Source organism: Secundilactobacillus odoratitofui DSM 19909 = JCM 15043 (genome assembly GCF_001434895.1).
Classification (GTDB): domain Bacteria; phylum Bacillota; class Bacilli; order Lactobacillales; family Lactobacillaceae; genus Secundilactobacillus; species Secundilactobacillus odoratitofui.
The window spans coordinates 68702-92585 of sequence record NZ_AZEE01000002.1 but is presented as its reverse complement, the minus strand read 5'-3'; the positions used below and the strand labels follow the sequence as shown (position 1 = coordinate 92585).

Annotated in this window: 9 protein-coding genes; 7 read left to right on the top strand and 2 right to left on the bottom strand. The window is 47.6% G+C overall.

All coding sequences use genetic code 11. From position 1 onward, the window contains the following. Nucleotides 1-2847: LPXTG cell wall anchor domain-containing protein (locus FD04_RS00855; RefSeq protein ID WP_156660369.1), on the top strand; the 2847-nt coding region annotated here is incomplete at its 5' end. 540 nt (nt 2848-3387) lie between these two features. Then, nucleotides 3388-15222: a MucBP domain-containing protein gene (locus tag FD04_RS12530; RefSeq protein WP_056946345.1), complete on the top strand. Its 11835-nt coding sequence runs from the start codon at nt 3388-3390 to the stop codon at nt 15220-15222. A 184-nt stretch (nt 15223-15406) separates the two neighbouring features. On the opposite strand, the gene FD04_RS00840 is transcribed toward FD04_RS12530, so the two are convergent. Next, nucleotides 15407-16060: a DapH/DapD/GlmU-related protein gene (locus FD04_RS00840; RefSeq protein WP_056946344.1), complete on the bottom strand. Its 654-nt coding sequence runs from the start codon at nt 16058-16060 to the stop codon at nt 15407-15409. Between the two features lie 64 nt (nt 16061-16124). Here FD04_RS00840 and FD04_RS00835 point away from each other — a divergent pair, with 64 nt between their 5' ends. The 4 genes from FD04_RS00835 (at nt 16125) to FD04_RS00820 (ending at nt 20775) form a co-directional block, all read left to right on the top strand. Next, on the top strand, nt 16125-17312 hold the full coding sequence (locus FD04_RS00835; protein ID WP_054702662.1) for an NAD(P)-dependent oxidoreductase: 1188 nt from the start codon (nt 16125-16127) through the stop codon (nt 17310-17312). 111 nt (nt 17313-17423) lie between these two features. Beyond that, nucleotides 17424-18050 (top strand): DedA family protein, encoded by a 627-nt coding sequence (locus tag FD04_RS00830; RefSeq protein ID WP_054702665.1) that lies wholly within the window; start codon nt 17424-17426, stop codon nt 18048-18050. Nucleotides 18051-18551: 501 nt separating this feature from the next. Next, the gene (locus FD04_RS00825) at nt 18552-19856 is read left to right on the top strand and encodes a nucleobase:cation symporter-2 family protein (protein ID WP_056946343.1); all 1305 of its coding nucleotides are present in this window, start codon (nt 18552-18554) and stop codon (nt 19854-19856) included. Nucleotides 19857-19989: 133 nt separating this feature from the next. Further along, the gene (locus tag FD04_RS00820; protein WP_054702668.1) at nt 19990-20775 is read left to right on the top strand and encodes a (S)-acetoin forming diacetyl reductase; all 786 of its coding nucleotides are present in this window, start codon (nt 19990-19992) and stop codon (nt 20773-20775) included. A 773-nt stretch (nt 20776-21548) separates the two neighbouring features. On the opposite strand, the gene FD04_RS00815 is transcribed toward FD04_RS00820, so the two are convergent. Then, nucleotides 21549-22640: a PTS sugar transporter subunit IIC gene (locus FD04_RS00815; RefSeq protein WP_054702671.1), complete on the bottom strand. Its 1092-nt coding sequence runs from the start codon at nt 22638-22640 to the stop codon at nt 21549-21551. A gap of 467 nt (nt 22641-23107) precedes the next feature. Between FD04_RS00815 and FD04_RS00810 the strand changes: the two genes are divergently transcribed. Further along, a complete protein-coding gene (locus FD04_RS00810) occupies nt 23108-23884 on the top strand; it encodes a hypothetical protein (RefSeq protein WP_054702673.1) in 777 nt (258 codons plus the stop codon).

The following is a 23884-nucleotide window of genomic DNA, read 5'->3' as shown; positions in this document are numbered from 1 at the left end:
GCAGCTAGTTCAGCAGCCAACTTGGCTTCAAGTGCTGCCTCAACCGCCAACAGTGCAGTTAGTGCGATTAAAAGCTTAGGCAGTGCTGCAACAAGTGAGCACATCAAGAACGACCTAAGTGTCATCACCAGTGGGTCAATTGCAACGTCAAGCATGACGAGCGATTATCCAAGTGATACAACCTTGAATAACTTATCAGGTGCAACACAAACGGATTCAAGCAGTGCATCAAATCAAGCCCAACTTGCTTCAAATGCCACAGCTAGTGCCTTAAATGCCTCAACGGCATACAGCTCAGCTGTAGTAGCTGGTGATTCAAGCGCCGCATCTAGTGCAGCAACTGATTTCAACAATGCCAACAGTGATTTGGCGAGTGCTTCAAGCGCCATTAGCAGTTTGAAGAACACCGTCGTAGATAACACTGCTGCAGCAACTACGCAACACGTTGCTGATGATGTCGCAACTGCAAGTACAGCGACCACAAATGCTGCAACTGCAGCTACACCAACCAGTTCAGTAGTCGCACCGGCTGCCGGTATCGCTGGGTCAGTAGCAAGCATGGCGCACGAGTACAGTGATGACGCACAGTTATCTAAGCTCGCCAGTCAAGCAGCCAGCCTTGCAACTGCAGCATCTGATTTTGCAACCGCCGCAAGTGCCGCAGCAACTAATGCCGCAACCCAGTATGCGAGTGCGAAAACGGCCATTGATCCAGAAAATAGTGATTTGGCAAGTTCAGCCATGACTGAAGCTAAGAAGGCTGCTAATGCAGCTACCGTAGCTTCATCCAACGCCACTAGCGCAATGGCTGCGTTGGCTAAGGTATATGCCGATGCCGCATTGGTCCACACTTCAGATGACGCAAGTAACGCTTCAAGCGCTGCTTCTACCGCAACTGACAGTGCTGCCCCAACCAGTGATCAGGTAAGTAACACGTCAAGCACGGCAGCCAATGTCGATAGCATGGCGAGTCAATATCCTGATAACAGTGCTATGAGCAATGTCGCAAGTACAGCTTCAAGCTTAGCGTTAGTAGCATCAAGTGCTGCTAGTGCCGCCAACTCAGCTGCTTCACTTGCTTCAAGTGCTGCAGCAACTGCTAAGGATGCTTCAACAGCCTCTGATAGCTCAACCACTAGTTCTGCTAATAGTGTTGCTAAGGATGCTTCAACTGCAGCAAGTACGGCGGCGTCGATTGCATCTAGTGCAGTAACGGCGTTAGATAATTTGGCCTCGAGCGCTGCAAGCAGTAACGTTGGTAACAACAACTCAGCTGCAAGTAGTAATGCGTCAAGCGCAGGTTCAACTGCCAGCTCAGCAGGTACTGATTTCAGCAATGGTGAAAGCACAGCCAGCTCGATTGCTAGTCTTGCTAGCGATTATCCGAGTGATACTAGCTTGAGCGACGCGGCAAGCACGGCTTCGAGTTTGGCCAATACGGCTAGTTCTGCAGCCAGTGTTGCCAGTTCAGCTGCAAGCACTGCCTCATCTGCTGCTAGTGTGGCAAGTTCCGCAGCAACAGCCGGTGATTCAAGTGCTGCCAGTTCAGCAGCTAGTGTTGCTAGTTCGGCTAACAGTACCGCTTCAAGTGCTGCCTCGACGGTTTCAAATGCTTCGAGTGCGTTGAGCAGTCTCGGTAGCGTAGCCGCATCAGATCATTTAACCGATGATTTGAGTAACATCGCCAGTGCTTCAAGTGCCGTTTCAAGCATGGCCAGTGGGTATCCAAGTGATGCCAGCTTGACCAGTGACAACAGCTTGGCTTCAAGCCTTGCTTCAGTTGCCAACGATGCTTCAAGTGCAGCCAGTGCAGCTCAGTCGGCCACATCGAGTGCTTCATCGGCCTACAGTTCAGCCACCGCTGCTGGCGACACGAGTGCTGCTAGTTCAGCATCGTCAGCCTATAGCAGTGCCACTTCAGCCTTCAGTGACGCATCAAGTGCTGTTAATAGTGTGAAGAGTGCCATTGACAGTGTCGCTTCGGCAGCAACGACGACACATACTCAAGATGATGCTAGTGCGGCAGCCAGCTCAGCCAGCGTTGCTAGCTCAGCTGCGTCAACCGCATCTAGTGTCCACTCTAGTGCTGCAAGTCAAGGCTCGACAGCAAGTAGCTTAGCTTCGAACCATCCAAATGATTCGAGCTTACAATCGGCTGCTTCAACTGCCAGCTCAGCTGCTAGTGTTGCCAGTTCGGCCGCTGCAGTTGCCTCAAGTGCTGCTAGTGTTGCTAGTTCAGCCGCTTCGGTTGCATCGAGTGCCGCTTCTGCAGGTAATTCAAGTGCTGCAAGTCTCGCCTCAAGCTTGGCGTCAAGTGCCGCTAGTGTTGCAATTGATGCCGGTAGCGTGGCAAGTTCAGCCATTGCGGTTACGTCAAGTGCTACAAGTATTGCTAGTTCCTTGGATGCTGTTGATAGTGCCAGTGATGCCGCCGTGGCTGCAAGTCAAAGTGCTGCTAACCAGAGTGCAAATAATGGCAGCGTGACCTCAGACACCAGCAATGGTTCCGTCATTAGCTCATCTGCAACGAGTTCGGTTACCTCATCGATCTCAAATGACAGTGTTGATTCAAGTGCTAACGGTTCAAGTGCAAGCACAAATGGATCGACAGCGCGGAATTCTGCTAACGATACTGTAAACGCTGATACGACGCATGATGCTTCGGCTGATACAACACAAACAGGGATTCAAGCCAACGATACCAACGCCAATGATTCAGACAAGAAGTTGCCACAAACCAGTGACGATAACGATAAGACCGGTGCTGCAATTGGCCTAAGTCTTGCCAGTCTGTTGACCTTGCTTGGCCTCGCTGGACGTAAGAAACGTAAGCAAGATGACGAATAATAGTCATTGGACTAAAGGATTATGAGTTATATCAAAACGCCTCAGAACTTAATGTTCTGAGGCGTTTTTGTGTTTTGCAAATTTGCTAACTGTAATGATGATTCGTTTAAATCAAATGGTCTCGATTTAAATCATTTTGATTGCAGGAATTTCTAGATTTTTTGAGACTTGAATTTCGTGAGTACAGGCCAGAATTGTGGCGGATATTTTGAAATGATCAGTCAGATTAAGTGGTAATTTTACTAAATTTACAAAATTTTACGAAAATTGAATGAAAATGGTTAATGACCCTAAATTGCTTATATTTGTCCAGTAATCCGTACGATTCCTGTAAATGTTTGGGTTGAAATCTGACCGAGATTTGGCAATTGAGGAACATGAGAAACAGATTTATAAAATCGCGGCATTTTACTTGCTTATGATAGTCGTTATAAGTTATATTTATGTTAGGCATGGTTATAACGTAAAATTAATCCTTATGTTAAGACCATTTAATTTTTGGACAGTAAATCAGAATATAGGGGTAGGGGGAATTTTTGCATGCAAAATTTTAAACAAAAAATCGCACGGATGAATTCAAAGCAATCTCATTTTAAGATGTACAAGGTTGGACGTAACTGGCTATTTGCCAGCGCGTCTGTTTTGGCGATGAGTCAATTTTTAATGGTGGGGACTGCTAAGGCGGACACTGCTGATACCGATACAACACCGACCACGGCGGCAGTTGCGTCGACTACGCAAACGACAAGTAATCAAGTCGCACTGACGAGTAGTTCTTCGACAGCGTCTAATACGGGGAATCAAACGACAACTGACGCAGCTGAAACGACACCTGCAACTACATCAAGCACGGCTTCGACGAACGCGTCAGTTACAGATGACACAACAAGTACGACAAATAACACTGACACTAATACAGGTAACACCACGACTGACAGTGCGACAACACAGGCATCCAGTGCAACTGTGCCCGCGGGAACTAAAACTACTACTGCTAGTGATGGCGCAACGACTTATGATTTACCTGCTGGGGCGACTAATGATGACGTTGCGTCGACTAAGCAGGCCGTTGCTGCTACTGGGGCGACTAAGGCGACCGTTACGGCCAAGTCAGCGGTGGTTGCTGCGGCTGATACGACAGCTGCTAGTACGGCGACTACTGTTGATCAGTTGAACGGGAAGTTTATTGCGGATGATGGTTCAGTCGCGGATAAAAATTCTAGTATTGCAATTGGTAGTTCTACCGAAGGAATGACCAATGAAATAACCGATAACTTCACAGGCCAAACTGATAAACCAACTGTTAATCCAACTTTTGGTGAAGTTTATACTGATCCCACAACTGGTAAGACATGGGTCAGATTGGTCGATCACGTTACTGGGAGTGCGACATCATATTCGTACAATAATCAAATTGATACCACAAAAGCCTTTTCAATTAGCGGTGAATGGTACTTCTCAACCAATAACCCTGGTGGCGGGATTGGTATAATTTTACAACCCGTTAATCCTAGCGTAGCTGGATTAGGTGCAGGGTCCAAGGCGAGTGATGACCTGGGTATTTATGGTCAACCAAGCACGACATTCATTGGTATTGACGGCTATCAGACTACAGCAGCGCCATATTTTGATACACCAACTAATGCAGTAACTATCCGTCAAACTGATTCAAATGATGGCAAGACCTTTGTCAATATGAACTTGGATAAAACAAACAGTAGCTCGGGCGCAACCAACGTCATTTATAACTCTTCGTCGTCGTTAACTTCGCCCAACATTAAGTTACCAATAACTACAAGCTTAATTGACGTGCTGTATAAGATTTCATGGACGCCAACTAATACAGCTACCGAAGGAACGGTTCTTGGTACGATGTCAGTAAGTACTTACAAGGCAACTGATACCGCAATGACGACCCCGACAACGCTGACTGTGACTGATTTAGCACTTAATTCTGCAGAATCTATTGCACTGTTTGGTGCAATGGGTGGTGGTGGTGCCACACTATTAACCCAGGGTTCTATCAACACCTTCTCACTCACCCAAGCAACCCAAACCGTAACCGTTAACTACCTTGACGAACAAGGTAACACCCTCGCACCATCAACTACGATGAACGCTAACGTTGGGAATTCCGTAAGTGTAGCTAACGCTGCAATCGACGGTTCAAATACTTACGCAGCGCCAACAATTGATGGTTATGCATTCGCTGGCTCAGCTGGTACTGATTTAAACGGTATTTTCCAGGCCAATACAGTTAACGTCTTAGATGAATCCATGCTGGGTAGTTCTGCGACTGGTGCGTATAACACCATTAATGTTTACTACAAAAAAGTTGCAACCACAACGCCACAACGTGTGGTAGAAAGCTACACAACGCCAGATGGCACGGTTGTACCTGAATTGACTCAAACGGATACCGGTAACGTCACAGCCGTTCAACCTGGTAGCACTACAGCTGTAACTGACGCTAGTGGTAATCCAATCACAGTTGCTTCAACTATTAGTGAAGTGGCAATTCCTCAAGTGGCCGGTTATATCTCAGGTTACGCACAGAAGGCCACGGATGGGACTGTTGGCGACTGGGCTGCAGCTACTTCATTACCAGCTGGTGACACGAATGCCGGTAATTACGTCGTCAGCTACGTCCAAATCAAACAACAACTCAATGACAGCACCATCTACGTCGGCAATACCACCAGCTTTGCCTTACAAATTGACGCGAACACCGTTGATCCACAGGTGACGTTAACGCGTGACGACATTGTCTTAACGAAGGACAGCACAACAGCTACTGGTGACTATTCAACCTTAGCTGCCGGCCAATACACCGTTACACTGACGGATTCGGCGAAGAATCGGATTGCTCAGGCGTATCACGTTGCAGTGACTGATTTAGATTTCACAACACCTAGTACACTAACGGTCTTACCAACTGGTGAGCCGGTCTTACAGGAAAAATCAGTGGCTGATGCTAAAACAGCGTTGGACAACGCGATTGCAGCGGGTACTACTGATACGGCCGCCTTGCAAGATTTAATTGATGCCTACAACACTGCGGTGACAACAGCAGAAACCGCTCGGACCACCGCAAGTAACACCGGGACTCAGGCTGCTGATACAGTGGCTGCTACAGTAAAACAAGAACCAACGGTTGCAGCAGCGATTACGGCCCTTGAAAATGCCATTGCTGCGGCTACGACTGATGGTAAAACAACCACGCAAGCTATTACAGATTTAACCGAAGCTTTAGCGACTGCTGTAGATAATGCGACGACAGCATACAATAACGCTAAGACAGCACAGAGTACGCCCGCAACGTCGGTCCAGCAAGAAACGGCTGTCGCTGATGCTAAGGCGACACTTGATGCAAAATTGGCGGATCCAACAACGCCGTCTGCCGACTTGACCAAGGCGGCCAATGATTATAAGACTGCTGTGACGACGGCAACCACTGATCGAAAGACGGCAACGGATGGTGCAGCAACAGCGATTGCGAACGCGACAACTGCAACCGTGAGCGCGGAACCAGATGTGGCACAAGCCATTGCTGATTTAAACACGGCTTTAACCGATGCCGCTGCTGGCGGTGAGACGACCACGGATGATATTTTAAAAGCAACCGAGAAGGTGACACAGGCCACGACCGCGGCAATCAACGCTAAGAACACTGCGACGACTTCTGCAGGGCAAACAGCTACACCGGTCGCTCAAGAACCAGAAGTCATTGCGGCCAAGACAGCACTGGACAATGCGATTGCTAATCCAGCGACGCCAGCTGCCACGTTTACTGATTTAGCCGATAAGTATACGGCGGCAATCAACGATGCCAAGACCGATCGGACAACTGCAAGTACTGCTGGAACTGATTTAATTTCAACGATTGATCCAACCATCAGTCAGGAACCAGGCGTAGTAGCGGCTCAAACGGCATTGAAAAATACCATTAGTAGTGCGCTCACTGATGGCCAAACGACAACTGACCAAATTAAAGAAGCCACGACCGCCCTTCAAGCAGCCATTGATGCGGCCACTAATGCGCGTGATAACGCGACAACTGTTTCAGCAAATACCGATTCATCACCAGTCACGCAAGAACCGGGCGTCATTGAAGCCAAGAAGACGTTGGATGATACGATTGCTGATGCTGCTGCCACCGCTAAAGATCTTAATGACGCGGCTGCTGCCTATGAAAAGGCGATTACCGATGCCAAGGCTGAACGGGAAACAGCTAAAAATGCTGCGTCAGAAGCGGTTCATGGTGCGGCAACCGTTAAGGACGTCCCTGCAGTTGCCAACGCGATTACAGCATTGACTGATACTGTGACGGCGGCTGATAACACCAGTAAGAAGACGGCGGATATTGATGCCACAACAACTGCTTTGAATGACCTTGTCACTGCTGCAACTGTCGCTCAAAATGCGGCCAAAGCAGAGGCTAAACCGGTGGCACAAGAAGACGCTGTTAAGACCGCTAAGACTAATTTGGATAATGCACTTAATGATCCTGATGCAACGGCAGAAACGTTAACCGATTTGGCTGACAAGTACACAACAGCGATTGCTGATGCCAACAAGGATCGTCAGGATACAGTCGCCGCTGCCAATACCGATATTGCGTCGGTTCCAGCCGCTGTTAAGACGGAGACTGGTGTTGCCGATGCCATTACGGCTTTGGAAAACGCCATTGCTAAGGCTAATACCGATGGTACGACCACAACGGCTGATATCGAGGCGGCCCAGACTGCTTTGGATGAAGCTGTAACCAAAGCCACAACTGCCCAATCAGGTGCACAAGATGCGTTAAACACGCCATCTTCACCAGTTACTCAGGAACCAGCTGTGCAGACAGCCAAAACGGCACTGGAAAATGCGTTAAAGGATGGCAGTACATCAGCGGCCACACTGGATACGTTAGCCGAAGAATACAAGCATGCCATCACGGACGCTCAGGCAGACCGGACAATTGCTAATAATGACGCGGCGACTGCCCAAAACAATGCTAGCGCTGTTAAAGATGAGCCGGCTGTTGCTGACGCACTGACTAAGTTACAAACGGCGTTAGATGATGCTGCCAAGGACGGTAACACCACAAGCGCCGACATTGAAGCTGCCACTCAGGCTGTCGAAAGCGCAACGGCAACGGCTAATGCAGCTAAGGATAACGCAACGACGGCCCTCGATACACCATCAGCACCCGTAACACAGGAACCAGAAGTGATTGCTGCTAAGAATGCTTTGACTACGGCAATGAACGATCCCGCAACGCCAGCGGCAACCCTCACCGATTTGGCTGATAAATATAAGACGGCCATTACGGATGCCAATACTGCTCGAACCACTGCTAGCACAACTGGTGCCAACGCCATTTCAGACGTTGATGCTGACGTTAAAGACGAACCAGCAGTGGCGGCTGCCATTACCGCGTTGCAAACCGCAATCGATAATGCCAAGACGGACGGGGTTACCACAACTGAGGCGATTGAGCATGCAGCGACAGCTCTAAAGAACGCTGTTGATACTGCTACTTCGGCTAGAAATACGGCCACCACTTCGGCTGCTGCGGATGCCACACCAGTTGCGCAAGAGTCAACAATTGAAACGGCCAAAGCCGCTCTGGACAACGCCATTGCTGATGGCACAACACCGGCCAAAACTTTGACTGATTTAGCGACGGCATATGACAACGCAATTGCCGATGCTAAGAAGGACCGGACAATGGCCGAAACAACCGCAACGACAGCCGTGACGAATGCTAATGCTGTGAAAGATGAACCGGGTGTTGCAGCAGCCCTCACTGATCTACAAAAGACGATCGATGATGCCAAGGCTGGTAAGGCGACAACAGCTGAGATTGAAGCTGCCACTGAAGCACTTAACACAGCAGTTGCAACAGCTAACAGCACGAACGCGGCGGTTACCGACGTGTTAAACCAAAACGCCAATCCGGTCGTTCAGGAACCAACAGTCCAAGCGGCCAAAACAGCACTAGCCAACGCAATTAACACGCCGTCAACGTCAACAGCCACCCTAACTGATTTAGCCAATAAATACACTGCGGTCATTAACGCTGCCAAGGCCGATCGTGAAACGGCTAATACAAATGGAGCGGCAGCTATCACTGACGCTGCTACTTCTAAGGATGAAGCTGGTGTAGCGGCAGCGATTACCGCATTACAAACGGCGATGAATAATGCTTTAACGGATGATGCAACGACAACGGCGGATATCGAACGACTTACCCAAGCGTTGAACACGGCGGTTAAGTTAGCCGAAAACACTAGGGATAATGCTAACGATGCGTTGGTAACGAGTGCATCACCAGTCACGCAAGAACCAGAAGTGATTGCTGCCAAGGATAACTTAACGACTGTGCTGGCTGATCCTAAGAGTACGGTGGCCGAAATTGCAGCTGCAACCACGCAGTATACGCAGGCTGTTGCAACCGCCAACGTTGCCCGTGAAAATGTCAATGACGCCGGCGATAAAGCCATCACGGCAGCAACCGACGTCGCAAAAGAACCAGCAGTTGCGAGTGCGATTACGGCGTTACAAACGGCCATTGCCAATGCCAAGACGGATGACAAGACGACAACTCAAGACATTCAAAATGCAATTAACGATTTGACGACTGCAACGACTGCGGCTAATAACGCTAATACCGCTGCTGAAACCGCCTTAGCTCAGCCGTCATCACCCGTTACACAGGAACCAGCCGTTATTTCGGCTAAGCAAACCCTCACTGAAACATTAGCTGATAAGACAAGTACGGTGGCCGAAATCAAGGCTGCAACTGACGCCTACACCCAAGCTATCACGACTGCAAATGCCGCGCGTGAAGTTGCTAACACTGCCGGAGCAACAGCGATTACTGCCGCTAACGCTGTGAAAGACGAACCAGCGGTGGCCGCCGCCATCAAGAACTTGACAGATACAATTGCCAACGCCAAGACGGACGATAAGACCACTACCGAAGCCATTCAGGCTGCAACTGATGCGTTAACGGCAGCCGTTACCGCAGCCAACAACGCTAACGCGGCCGGTCAAGCAGCTTTGGCTAACGATGCTTCACCAGTTAAACAAGAGTCAACCGTTCAAGATGCTAAGCAAGCGTTGGTTGACATTTTGGCTGAAAAAACTAGTACAGTAGCAGCAATCACCAAAGCCACTCAAGATTACCAAACCGCAGTGACGCAAGCCAATACGGCTCGTGATACGGCAAGTTCGGCAGGAACTGACCTGATCAATAGCGTCGGTGACCTCAAAGATGAAGCGGGTGTGGCAGATGCCATCACCGCACTCCAAAAGGCCATTGATGACGCTAAGACTGACAACAAGACCACTACTGCTGATATTCAGAGTGCAATGACGGCACTGCAAACTGCCATCACAGCTGCTAATGGGGCCAAGACGATTGCTGAAAATGCGTTGAAGCAAGACGCTAATCCAGTGGTTCAAGAGCCAACCGTCATTGCTGCTAAAGATCATTTAACAGCTGTACTTGGTGATTCAACCAGTACAGTTGCTGAATTGACCCAGGCAACTAACGAATACACGCAAGCGATTGCGACTGCTCAGGCAGCTCGGAATACGGTGAATGAAAGTGGGACAACTGCCATTACGGCGGCTGAGCCAGTTAAAGCAGAACCCGCTGTGGCAGCAGCCATTACAGCACTGCAAACTGCAATGACCAACGCCCAGACGGATGATCAGACAACGACTGCTGATATTCAAGACGCCATCAACGATTTGACTGCGGCCGTCACTGCGGCTAATAACGCGACAACGGCGGCACAAATGTCACTGGATCAGCCAACGATTCCAGTGACACAGGAACCAACTGTAATCAGTGCGAAGTCAACGCTAGCCAACGTCTTGGGCAACCCGGCAAGCACAGTTGCGCAAATTAACGCGGCCACGGATGCATACAAGGAAGCCATTAACACGGCAAACACTGCCCGGACCACAGCAACAACCGCTGCCAACACGGCAATTGGTGATGCGGCCGAGGTAGCTCAAGAGCCGGCCGTGGCAGCCGCCATTAAGACGTTACAAGATACGATGACCAACGCCGCCTTGACTGATGGTACTGCTGCAAAGACGACGGCTGATATTCAAGCAGCAACCACGGCATTAAATAACGCGGTGAATGAAGCGCAAGATGCCTTGGCCGATGCGAACAATGTGCTTGTGACAGACGCACAGCCAGTTGTTCAGGAGCCAACGGTGATTGCCGCAAAGAATACACTTCAAAATGCAATCAATGACAAGACGAGTTCGGTGGCTGAATTAGACGCAGCCGCTATGGCCTATACGACGGCTATCGATGAAGCTAAGGCAGCTCGGACCACGGCCAACACTGCTGCGGGTGAGGCGGTTACCGCTGCTAACGCATCAAGTTCAGCAAACGAGCCGAAAGTTACTGATGCCATTAACGCACTACAAACTGCAGTTAACGATGCAGCAGCGGTTGGTGGCACGACCACCACTGCTCAGATTCAAGCATTGACCTCAACGCTGAACAGTTTACTGACGGATGCAGAAACTGCACGAACTAACGCTAATACAGCAATTAATAATCCTGCACTGCCAGTAGTTCAGGAACCAACTGTGATTGCGGCTAAGGCAACTTTACAAGCGGCTATCAATAATCCAAATAGCAGTAATGAAGCTTTAACGGCTGCAACCGATGCCTATCAACAGGCAGTTGACACTGCCATTACCAACCGGAACACGGCTGTGACTGCTGGTGATGCTGCCATTGCCGCAGCAACCACGGCCAAAGTCAATCAAGAAACGGCAGTTGCAAAGGCAATTGCCAACTTGACGGACACCATGACTAACGCGGCTGCTCAAGATGGCTCAGCAATCAAGACGACTGCTGACATCGAAGCAGCAACGATTGCCTTGAATGACGCAATTGATCAGGCAACTGCGACCCACCAAGCTGGCTTGGCTGCCTTAAATAAAGTGCCAACACCCGTCGTTCAAGAACCAACCGTGATTGATGCAACTGATCAATTGAAAGAGGTCTTAGATGACCCAACCAGCTCTAACGCCGCGATTGAAACTGCGATTGAACAGTATAACCAAGCGGTGACAACGGCTCAGGAAGACCGGATTAAAGCCAATACCGATGGGGCTACAGCAATTACCAACGCTACGGTAGTCAAGGACGAACCGGCCGTTGCAGCTGCGATTACCGATTTGAACGCGAAGATTGAGGATGCTGCAAAAGATGGCGGTACAACGACCACTGCTGAAATTAACGCAGCGATTACAGCCTTAAATACAGCAGTTCAAAATGCTGAGAATGCTGTAACGACTGCTAAAACAGCGATTGCCACGAGTGCAGCTCCCGTTACGCAAGAACCAGAGGTCGTAGATGCGCTAGCTGATTTGAAGACAGTTGTTGCTAATACCGCCAGTTCGGTTGATGAATTAAACGCAGCTACTGAGGTGTATAACGAAGCAGTCACAGCAGCTAAGACCGCTCGTGATCAGGCCGAGGCAGACGGTGGTGACGCGATTAAAGCAGTTGCCAAAGATGCTAACGTGCCTGCTGTAGCTGCTGCCATCAAGACGTTACAAGATACAATGGCTAACGCGGATAAGGATAACCAGACGACTACGGCTGATATCATCGCCGCAACAGCTGCAGTAACAGCTGCTGCCAAGGCGGTTGATGACGCCAAAACCGCTGCCAACGACACCCTGACTAATTTGGATGCTTCGCCGGTGGTTCAAGAGCCAACTGTGATTGATGCCAAAGCTAATTTGGATCAATTAGTGGCTGCTGATAATAGTTCGGCTGAAGCAATCACAGCTGCGACTGAGGCATACAAACAAGCCGTTGAAACTGCTCAGGCTGATCGTGAGACGGCCAATACCAAGGGTACGAACGCGATTACTTCAGCTGAAGCGGTGAAAGGTGAACCTGCCGTGGCGGATGCAATTACCGCGTTAAACGATGCAATTGCTGATGCCAAAAAGGATGGTAGTACGACCACGACGGCTGACATTACCGCCTTGACGGATGCGTTGAACACAGCCGTTGACCAAGCTAAAGCGGCTAAGGCTGCCGGTAATGATGCGCTTGCTGAAGATGCTTTGCCGGTGGTTCAAGAACCATTGGTAGCTGACGCCAAGACGGCACTTCAAACGGTGTTGAACGATAAGACCAGTTCAGTGGCTGACATCACGATGGCAACTGAAAAGTACGCGCAAGCTATTACAACTGCGAAGGCTGATCGGACAACGGCGAACAATGACGGTGCAACAGCGATTGCTGCCGCCACGACCGTTAAAGATGAACCAACGGTAGCTGCCGCTATCAGCGCACTACAGACGGCAATTGATAACGCCAAGTCCGACAACAAGACTACGACTGCGGAGATCCAGGCCGATATTTCAGCGTTAAACTCAGCAGTCAAAGCAGCTAATGATGCCAAGACGGCAGCTAACGACGCCTTGAACAACGATTCTGCACCAGTCACACAAGAACCAGACGTGATTGCTGATAAGAACGCACTTCAAAAGCTAATCAATGATCCAAACAGCTCAGTAGCAGACATTACGGCGGCTACTGAAAAGTACACGGAAACAATTGATTCTGCTAAGACTAACCGTGAGGCAGCTAATCAAGATGGTGCGACTGCCATTAAGAACGCTGACACAGTTAAGAACGAACCGGCCGTAGCCGCTGCAATTACCGCCGTACAAACGGCGATTGCAAACGCCAAGACGGACGATAAGACCACAACTGCTGATATTGAGGCGGCTATCACAACGTTGAACACGGCGGTTGATGCGGCAACTGGTTCCACTAACAAAGCCACGGCTGCCTTGAACGCAGATGCTTCGCCAGTTGCACAAGAATCTGAAGTGATTGCAGCTAAACAAGCGTTGACGGATGCAGTAAAGGATCTGGGGACCACCGCGTCTGCTTTAAATAAGCTGGCTGATGCTTACACCGACACCATCGCTACTGCTAAAGCCGCTCGAGAGGCCGCTAATGACGATGCTGACGCACAAATTGCCCAGGCAACGACTGATGGTATTGCTCAAAATGGTACTGTTAAGAAGGCCATTGATCAGCTGCAAACGGTGGTTGCTAATGCTAAGGCGGATGGCAAGACGACAACAGCAGATATTATCGCTGCTACCAACGCACTGAAGGACACCATGACCAAGGCAATTAAGGCTAAGGCTGGTGCTGCACTGGCGCTTCAAATTAGTGTTAGTCCAGTTAGCAACGAAGCCTCAGTAGCCAAAGGTGTGGCTGATTTACAGGCGGCATTAGCTGATCCGACGACCGATACTGAAACCTTGGAAGCTTTAACGACTGCCTTGAATAAGGTTGGCGATGACGCTAAGGTTGCACGTGAGGCCATGCAGCAATCCGCTTCAAACAGTGTGACAACTACTCAAGCTGGCAGTACAGCCACAACGGGTCCCGTTGCTGCCGCCATTAAAGCCCTGCAAGATGTTCAGAGTCAGGCTGATCAAGGAAAGGCAACCACTGCCGATATTCAAAAAGCAATCGATAACCTGAACCAGGTTAATCAAATTGTGACAGCTGCTCAGACTGCCTTGGGTAACCAAGGTGTGGTTGGGAACGAAACGGCAACTGGTGGTGCTGCAAGTCACTTAACTGATTTGTTAGCTGATCCAAATGCCACTCTGGCTGATATTGAAGCGGCAATCAGTGCGTTGATGCAAAACGTATCAACGAATTCGACTGAACGTGATGCTGCCCAAAAGGCTGCGGATGCTGCTGTGAGTGATGCGGCGGCTAAGGGTGTTAGTCAAAATAAGGCGGTGGCCGACTTAATTAACAAGTTGACTGCCCTTCAAACGGCTGCTAACAACAGTCAAGCAACGACTGCCGAAATTGAGGCTGCCACCCAAGCCTTGAAGGATGCCATTACGGCTGCTGTTGAAGCCCATAACAATGCTGAAACCGCGGTTAAGATGCCAGTTAGTGATTACACGAAGAATAACGGTAAGGTGAAGGCTGCTTTGCAGAACTTGCAAAAACTGTTAGCTGACCCAACGACGCCAACGCAAGCCTTAGTGGATGCTACCAATGCTTACAATGAGGCGGTTGCTGATGCCAATGATTCAGTTGTCGTTGACACTCATCTTCATGAGACGTCTAAGCAGGTGAAAACTAACGGTGAAACACCTGTTGCCAAGACGCCAAGTACCACGACGGTTGAGGACAAGTCCCAAGCAACGCATAAACAAGCTAACGCCACGGGACAACTCCCACAAACCAATGAAGCGCAAAACGCTGCTTTGATTGGGTTAGGGTTAGCAAGCTTGATTGCGACAATTGGACTAGTTAGTCAAAAGAAGCGTCGAGAAGACTAATCGATAGATTAATTTGTGAGTCATACTAAAGAGAACCACTCAGACGAATTGGATGATGTCTGAGTGGTTCTCTTTGTGTATAGTTTTAAAATGCAGTGACTACAATTACCCGTTAAAATTGTTTTCTGATACTATAATTTTTACCGATTAATATGATGTCTCCTTGAGTAGTGGTAGCAAGAAGCTATCTCGTATTCGTACCTTTCGAATCAAGATTGTCCAGATGTTTTGCCACAAACTCACGGATTGGTAACCGGAAATCAAGGTAATTACGCTCTAGTTGCTCACGCGACCAATCCCACCAAGCAATTTTCAGCAAGTCAGTTTTAATTTCGTCTGGAAAGCGGTCCTTGATCGGTCGACCAGGGACACCGCCGATGATGGTGTAGGGTTCGACATCTTTGGTGACAACCGCGCCCGCCCCAATTACGGCACCATCACCCACTTTAATCCCGGCCTGAACGACGACGTCATGGCCCAACCAAACATCGTTGCCAATTACGGTTTTGAGCTCACGACGCGCTTTTAGAAACTCGGTGTCTGGTTGGTCGAAGCCATAGCCAATCCCGTTATACGCAAAAATATGCTGTGCTGGTCGGTTGAAGGGATGATTGGTGGGGCCAATACGGACCATGGCCGCCATGCTAATGAATTTTTTGAGTTCACTATTTTGGATAAACCCGAACTGACCAGTGTACGTGTAGTCATCAATTGTGCTATTATCAATAAAATTTTGGCTGCCAATCTCAACATAGTGTCCAAAAGTGGTATCTTTAATTTGACTCCCAGCACCAATGGTAGGTTGATCCTTGGAGAGTTTCACATAATCAATGTGCATACGCGTCACATCCTTTTTCGAAGTGGCGTTATTATACCCGAATTTTCACTTTGGAGGATAAATTATGTATCAAATCAATGCAATTGATGACTTTGATGTCACCGAATTCACCGATACTTTTCAGCTCAAAGAAACGACTGCACCAGATGCGGTACTCGTCCGTAGTTCTGTCGTGCCGGACAGCCTGATCACGAACCACCTCTTGTTGGTTGCCAGGTCAGGAATCGGCACTAATACAATCAACATTGACGCTTGTACCAAGAATGGCACGGCTGTTTTTAATACACCTGGGGCGAATGCGAATGCCGTGAAGGAATTGGTTTTACAGTCACTATTTGCCAGCGTTCGGCCTTTACAGGCAGCCATCGATGCCACAGCTGAGTTGAGCGGCGATCAGCTTCAAGCAAAAGCAGAGGCGACTCGGCACCAGTTTGTTGGTGGTGAACTGTATGGTAAAACGGTCGGCATCATTGGGCTGGGTGCAATTGGTCAGCGGTTAGCGAACAGTTGCTATCACTTAGGGATGCAAGTGATTGGTTATAATCGTAGTCCTAAAAACCTCCAACACGTCCAACAGCTTGAGACGATTGAAGAGGTACTACAATTGGCCGATTTTGTGGTGTTACTATTACCACTGAGTGACGGTACGCGGCATATTATGGCCGCAAAACAATTTCGTGAAATGCGCGAAAATGCGACGCTGTTAAACTTTGGTCGCGGTGAACTCGTTGATCAGGATGCACTGTTAACCGCGCTAAAACAGGGACAATTTCACCATTACGTCACTGATTTTCCACACCGTGACCTGCAACACAATTCTGCCGTTACTATTTTGCCACACCTTGGCGGTAACACGATTGAAGCCTTGTCCAACAGTGCGAATATTACGCTGCAAAACACCCGGGATTTTCTGGAAGCGGGTACGATTCGGTCGTCGGTTAATTTTCCCACCGCCGATTTACCGTTTACCAGTCCGCAACGTCTAACCTTTTTCTATGAAGATCGACCAACTTTTTGGGCTGATGTGACTGCGGTGTTAAACCAGTTTGGTTTGCCGATTTTAGAGATGATGTCAAATACCCGGGATACTGTTGGTTACACGATTGTGAATACGAATTTGATTGAACACCATCTGACAATTAACCAACGTACTGAACTGCAACAGGCACTAAGCGCGTTGCCAGGCATGATTCGCCTGCGTATGTTGGACAACCCGTCTGAATTGTTACCAGTGCTTGAACTACAGCCATAATCTTTAAGAATCTCTTAGCAACGTTGGCGAGAGTTGACCGTGGGAACTACCTTTCGATATGATAGAGGTAATCAATTATGCGATACAACTTATGACCGAAAAGGAGATCATATGTCAACTGAGACCATCGTGACTTTAATTAACCACTATGGCTACTTAGCGATTGTGTTTTTAATTGCGCTTGAAAACATCTTTCCGCCGATTCCTTCCGAAGTGATTCTAACCTTCACCGGCTTTTTAACCTTAACAACCGGTTTAAGTGTTTGGGGTGCAATTGTTGCCTCAACGGTTGGCTCGGTACTGGGTGCGGTTCTACTGTATGGTTTTGGCCGGTTAATGACGGTGGAACGTCTAAGCCGGTTTTTGGAAACGCGCACAGGACGACTGCTTCGATTGAAACCAAAGGACGTTCAAAAAGCCAGTAATTTCTTTCACCGTCATGGTGGGAAAGCTATTTTGTACGGTCGGTTTGTACCGGTCGTTCGAAGCCTTATTTCGATTCCAGCTGGTATGACCCGTTTTCCAATCTGGCTTTTTATTGGCCTGTCAACTTTAGGCACGATGATTTGGAACACGGTTTTGATTAACGCAGGTTGCCTGGCGGGTAATCACTGGACAGATGTCTTAGCGTGGTTTGAGCAAGCTAGCACTGTTTTATTAATCATCGTTGTGTTGGTGGCACTAATTGCTGGTATTGTATATCGTTACCGACGAAAGCAGCGCCGATTGGGTGAGTAAAATTTAATCAGTTAGATGAGTGGCACCGCACTGGTTCGGATGAACTGGGAGCGGTGCTTTTTTATTTGGTACAGCTTAAGTCGATAATGGACCGGAATAATGGGTGGTATTGGCCGTCTCAAAACAAAGAAATCAGTCATACAAAAATTAAAAGCGGTTACATCAAAATTAGTTATTGCCACAATCTCAATTTGGCGATACGGTAAAAGATAAAAAAACTTTAAGGTGGTGTTGAGGGCAAAATTAGTTAGTAAACGTTCGTGAGGCACAACGATCGTACACTTGTAGGCGAGGACACAGGGTAATGCAATCTGACAATGAAAGTTGTATCAGATTAATCATTAGTTTTCGCTGATAAGTAAATGGCTATTAGAATCTGCCATTAAATACGAACGATTAAGAGATTCGATTGTTTATTGTTCATTTTTAATTTGAAACACCCGTTTTTTAATGCTAAGATAATTGTAGTAATCAATAAATCCGAATAAGGGGTCGTGGGACTTGGAAACAGCAAATAATGATCGTTCTGTGTTAAAGAATTTAGTTTTAGGGTTTCAGCATTTATTAGCCATGTATTCTGGCGATATCTTAGTGCCACTGTTAATTGGTGGTGCACTTCACTTTACCGCAGCTCAAATGACGTATCTGGTTTCAATGGATATCTTCATGTGTGGTGTCGCAACCTTGCTTCAGTTGAAGCGGACCCCGTTAACTGGGATTGGGTTGCCCGTAGTTTTAGGGTGTGCCGTTGAGTACGTGGCACCATTGCAAAGCATTGGGAACCACTTCGGTTGGCCGTATATGTACGGTGGTATTATTGCCGCTGGTATCTTTATTATCTTGATTGCCGGTCCCTTTGCCAACTTACGGCGCTTTTTTCCACCTGTTGTAACGGGCTCATTAATTACGTTGATTGGGTTCACATTGATCCCAGTTGCCTTTCAAAACCTAGGTGGTGGCGATGCGACGGCTAAGAGCTTTGGTACTCCAATTAACTTAATTCTTGGGTTTACCACCGCACTGGTGATCATTGTGATCAATATCTGGGGTCGTGGGTTCTTTAAACAAATTGCGATTCTGATTGGTATTTTGGTCGGTACGTTGCTTGCAATTGCCTTAGGTAAGGTTGGCTTTTCATCAGTCAGTGCTGCTCACTGGATTCAATTACCACAACCATTTTACTTTGGAGTGCCCAAGTTTGAATGGTCATCGATTGCAACCATGATATTAGCTGCCATCACGTGTATGATCGAATCAACCGGTGTCTACTTCGCCTTAGCTGAAATAACTGGTCGTGACCTTGATACTAAGGACCTGAAGCATGGTTACCGTTCAGAAGGCCTGGCTGCCATTTTGGGTGGGATTTTTAATACCTTTCCATACTCAACTTTCTCACAAAACGTGGGGATCGTACAGTTATCAGGAATCAAGAAACTGCGTCCTGTTTATTACTCAGCCTTTCTGTTGATTATTCTAGGTTTGATTCCAAAGTTCGGTGCAATCGCGACTTTGATTCCTTCAGCTGTTTTGGGCGGCGCAATGCTGATCATGTTTGGTATGGTGGGTGCCCAAGGCGTTAAAATGTTGATGAAAGTTGAACTGAACAATAAGAACTTGTTAATCATCGCCGTTTCAGTTGGGCTTGGTCTGGGTGTTACGACCCAGCCTGCCTTATTCCAATTCTTACCAGCCGAAGTTCAAACTATCTTGAGTAATGGGATGGTTGTCGGTAGCTTTGCAGCTGTGATCTTAAACGTTTTATTGAATAACACATCGTTAAAAACGCGCGTTGAAGAAGACGCTTAATCTATATAGAAGGGACATTCTATCAATAATGTCTCTTCTTTTATAGATTAAGATGTAAACGCTTTCAAATACTAGTGATTCATGATATGGTAGTTGTGTTGTGAAGTCATTATCTATATTGGAGGCGTTTTATATGGTTGAATTGAACGGTAAAGTTGCATTTGTAACGGGTGGCGCGCAAGGAATTGGTAAGGCAATCGTTAAGCGATTATCTAACGATGGTTTCACCGTTGCCGTCGCTGATTTAAACATCACCACCGCTGATGAAGTTGCAAAAGAAATCAATGATGCTGGTGGCAAAGCCATTGGTATTAAAGTTGATGTTGCCGATCGTGACGACTTCTTCCGAGCAGTTGGCGAAGCTGCAGAGACATTAGGTGGCTTTGACGTGCTCGTTAACAACGCTGGCTTAGGTCCAACAACACCAATCGATACCATTACACCTGAACAATTTGATAAAGTTTATCATGTAAACGTTGCTGGTGATATTTGGGGTATTCAGGCCGCACATGAACAATTTAAGAAGAATGGTGGCAAGGGCGGCAAAATTATTAACGCGACCTCTCAAGCTGGTGTCGTGGGTAACCCGAACTTGGCACTATACAGTGGCACTAAGTTTGCCGTTCGTGGTATCACCCAAGTTGTTGCGCGTGACTTAGCGGAAGAAAACATCACGGTTAACGCATACGCACCTGGTATCGTGAAGACACCAATGATGTTTGATATTGCTCACCAAGTTGGCCAAAACGCCGGTAAAGACGATGATTGGGGCATGCAAACCTTTGCTAAGGATATCGCATTGAAGCGTCTTTCAGAACCAGAAGACGTGGCTGCAGCCGTATCATTCTTAGCAGGGCCAGATTCGGATTATATCACTGGCCAAACCATTGAAGTCGATGGTGGGATGCAGTTCCATTAAGCATTAATTGAAATTAAGTTTGAGCTGTCACTGGATTACGGTGACAGCTTTTTAATACATAAAGGCTCGAACACTTTCAAAATAAGTGCCAAAAAAAGGATTGTGGTTGGTGCCTCCGGCCACCGGTGTCATTGGTTGGTAGCTGTGGGACCGGCTTCAAACGCTTTGCGTTTTACACCTCGTTCCTGAGCCTTGCAAGCCCACAAGTCTCAAAAACGTCCAGTCTCAGTAAGCGCTAAAGACGCTAACTGAGGACTAGTCACTGCTACCAACCAATGACACCGGTGGCGCTACGGCTTATGTAATGCAATTGAAGCGTTTTTAGTTTCGGTAGTTATTTTTAAAGAAAGTAACATGGCCTTGATTTTGAGATTGGGTGATGATTTTTGACCAAAATTTTGATGGTAAAAGTATCAATTTGTATGAGATGGTTTGCTAACTTGATTGCTTCTTTCATGCACAATGTGAGCCGTAGCGTAGCTGGGCGTTTTGGCCCGTAGCAGTGACAAGACCTTGTTGGCGCCTCTGGCGGTTACAAGGTCTGGACGACGTAGAGACTCGTGGGTTTGCGAGGCTCTACGTCGAGGCGGAAGACGAGGTACTCGGCTGAAGCCGGTCCCACAGCAACGGGCCAAAACGCTCAGCTGCCGGAGGCGGCAAGTTTACCACAAAGTGCCATCAAAAAAGCAGCTTACCTCAAAGGGTAAGCTGCAGTTAAATCGCAAGTTTGTGTGAAATCTAAAAGAAATGTTACTCATGAAAAGTAAATCAGTTTAAACAATTTCCAAGTGAAGTTGTTCGTCGGCAACCCAGTTGAAGGCAAGCAAGACACGGTATACCAACAATGAGATAACAGCTGGCGCCAATACGGCCATCAACATGTAGGCGATGAACATTGGCATGCTGCTTGAAGCCAAGTTAATTGGGGCAATCAGTGAGTTCAAGCCCAAGCCACCAAGGGTGTAAGAAACTTTAAAGCCGAAGAAGATCGTAGCGATTGGGGCACAAACGCCAGCTGCAACAAATGAAGGAATTGCCAATCGTGGATTCTTCAACAGATTAGGGAATTGAACCTTAGGCGTGATGATCCCTTGGGCGATGTTAGCCCCAATCTTGTTTTGACGCCATGAGATAGCGGTGAACCCAACGAATTGTGCAGTGGTACCAACTAGTGCAGCACCGGCTGCAAGTGGTGACAACATAACGGCCACTGACAAGGCAGCTGATGAAGCCGGCGTCATCAAGAATAGTGACCAAGCAAGTGAGACACAGATTGAGCCGATTACTGGGTTAACTTGCATTGATTGGGCGATGAAAGCACTCATCCAGTTCAAGGCAGGAGTCGTAACACTCGCAAGCCCTAAGCCGGCAATTGAACCAACCAAGGTAGCAGCTAATGGCACAAGCATCATATCAAGTGGTGTCTTACCCGTTAAATACTTACCGACAAGAACAGCAACTAAACCAGCGGCAACGGCACTAATTGGTTGACCAGTGGTGAAAATCCCTGATTGAGCGGCTTCGACCATCTGGTTACCGGTTGCGGTAGCGGCGTGCATTGAAGCGCCGGTGAAGTAAACCGCGTTGGCACCAACAGTGGATGAAATCATGGCACTGAAGAGAACCAAGGTGTTAACTTTCATTTGAGATGCAATGGCTGCCCCAAAGGCTGGTGCAAGTAACCATTGTGCAATTGATCCGACCTGGTATAAAGCGCCCCAGTGGACGAAGTTGGCAATGGATTGTGTTAACAACCCAATCCCCAACATAACCAAGACGGCGTTTGAAACACCGGCTGAAACCTTATAGACGTAATCCATAACTGACATTTTCTCGGTGTCAGTTGCTTCTGCTGTATTTCCCATATGTATGACCTCGCTTTGTATAATAACTATGTGATAAAAATTAGAATATGATTAAAATATGAGTATGGTGTTATTTAAACACTAGCTTGAAAATCTGTCAACGTCTTTTCACAAATTAATTTCGATATTATAGCGTATTTGCACTTAATACTGATTTATAAGTGTGTGAAAATAACGTTAATTTTGACAAATCTGTTCCATTTCATCATCTGATGAATTCTAATTATATTTTAATTGCACCACCCGTTAAAATCCGCTAGTATAAAGGTGCTAAATACTTGTTGGTACGTGATTTTGCCGGTCGCGTGCAAAAAAAGAACCGTCGAGGACAATTTGTCTTTGACGGTTCTTTTCGTGTTGACTGAGATTCTTGGAAAGTGGTGAGTATACCCATAAAGCGCATTAATTGCTATTTACCGGTAGATTACATAAGATAGTGTCAATCATGATTAGATAGGAGCAGGGGTATGCTACGAGAAGATGAACAAGCACGACCGCTACCAGCAGAATTAGCCACGATTAAACTGAGTGCACCGCTAATTGATCAGCTTAATCAGAGTTATGTTTGGGTCAATGTTGAGGGCCAGCCACCATTTGCTAGCTTAATTGCACCAGTCGGTCGTAACGAAACGGGTCTGTATCACTTTATTGACAATGCGACGTTAAATCACCATAACTTGAACCGTTATGCGAATCGAACGGTGACGCCAGCAGATGTATTAGCAGCATTTACTGACGCGGATGTTCGACCGGTCGCTTTTCAATTATTAGGTGGCTATTTGATGCAGCTAAATCAAACAGAAGGTCAGTTATTGCCTCTGATGGAAGTTTTAGCTTTGGCCGGATACGACAGCATTGGCGTATTTGCAGCGATGTTAACTTCCGAAACAGTAGACTTGAAGACAACCTTAATCGAGATGAGCGCTCGGTTACTAGCGCAGTTACCCACTCAGATGGCAACGATTGATCACGTACCAGATGATACTGACTTTGTCTTGCCACCGCATTTGATCATTGCGGTAGAAGATGACCAGGGGCAGGTGACAAACGTCCCGGTTGCTTTATTGGACTGGTTGCCGAACCATCACACGGCGGTTACCGAGTTGGCTGATGGAGATTGGCTTGGACTTGTAACTTACTTGAATCAGCAAACTGATGATGATAGTGCGGTGCTTCGTGACTGGTTGTTGCGCCGTGATGAGAATGACGAAACGTTTAGCCAGTGGATTTTTCAACATCGGTAA

Bases quoted from the DNA above. Each gene is read 5' to 3' on its own strand.
- FD04_RS12530 (WP_056946345.1), top strand. From the start codon at position 3,388: ATGCAAAATTTTAAACAAAAAATCGCACGGATGAATTCAAAGCAATCT.
- FD04_RS00840 (WP_056946344.1), bottom strand. From the start codon at position 16,060: ATGCACATTGATTATGTGAAACTCTCCAAGGATCAACCTACCATTGGT.
- FD04_RS00835 (WP_054702662.1), top strand. From the start codon at position 16,125: ATGTATCAAATCAATGCAATTGATGACTTTGATGTCACCGAATTCACC.
- FD04_RS00830 (WP_054702665.1), top strand. From the start codon at position 17,424: ATGTCAACTGAGACCATCGTGACTTTAATTAACCACTATGGCTACTTA.
- FD04_RS00820 (WP_054702668.1), top strand. From the start codon at position 19,990: ATGGTTGAATTGAACGGTAAAGTTGCATTTGTAACGGGTGGCGCGCAA.
- FD04_RS00815 (WP_054702671.1), bottom strand. From the start codon at position 22,640: ATGGGAAATACAGCAGAAGCAACTGACACCGAGAAAATGTCAGTTATG.
- FD04_RS00810 (WP_054702673.1), top strand. From the start codon at position 23,108: ATGCTACGAGAAGATGAACAAGCACGACCGCTACCAGCAGAATTAGCC.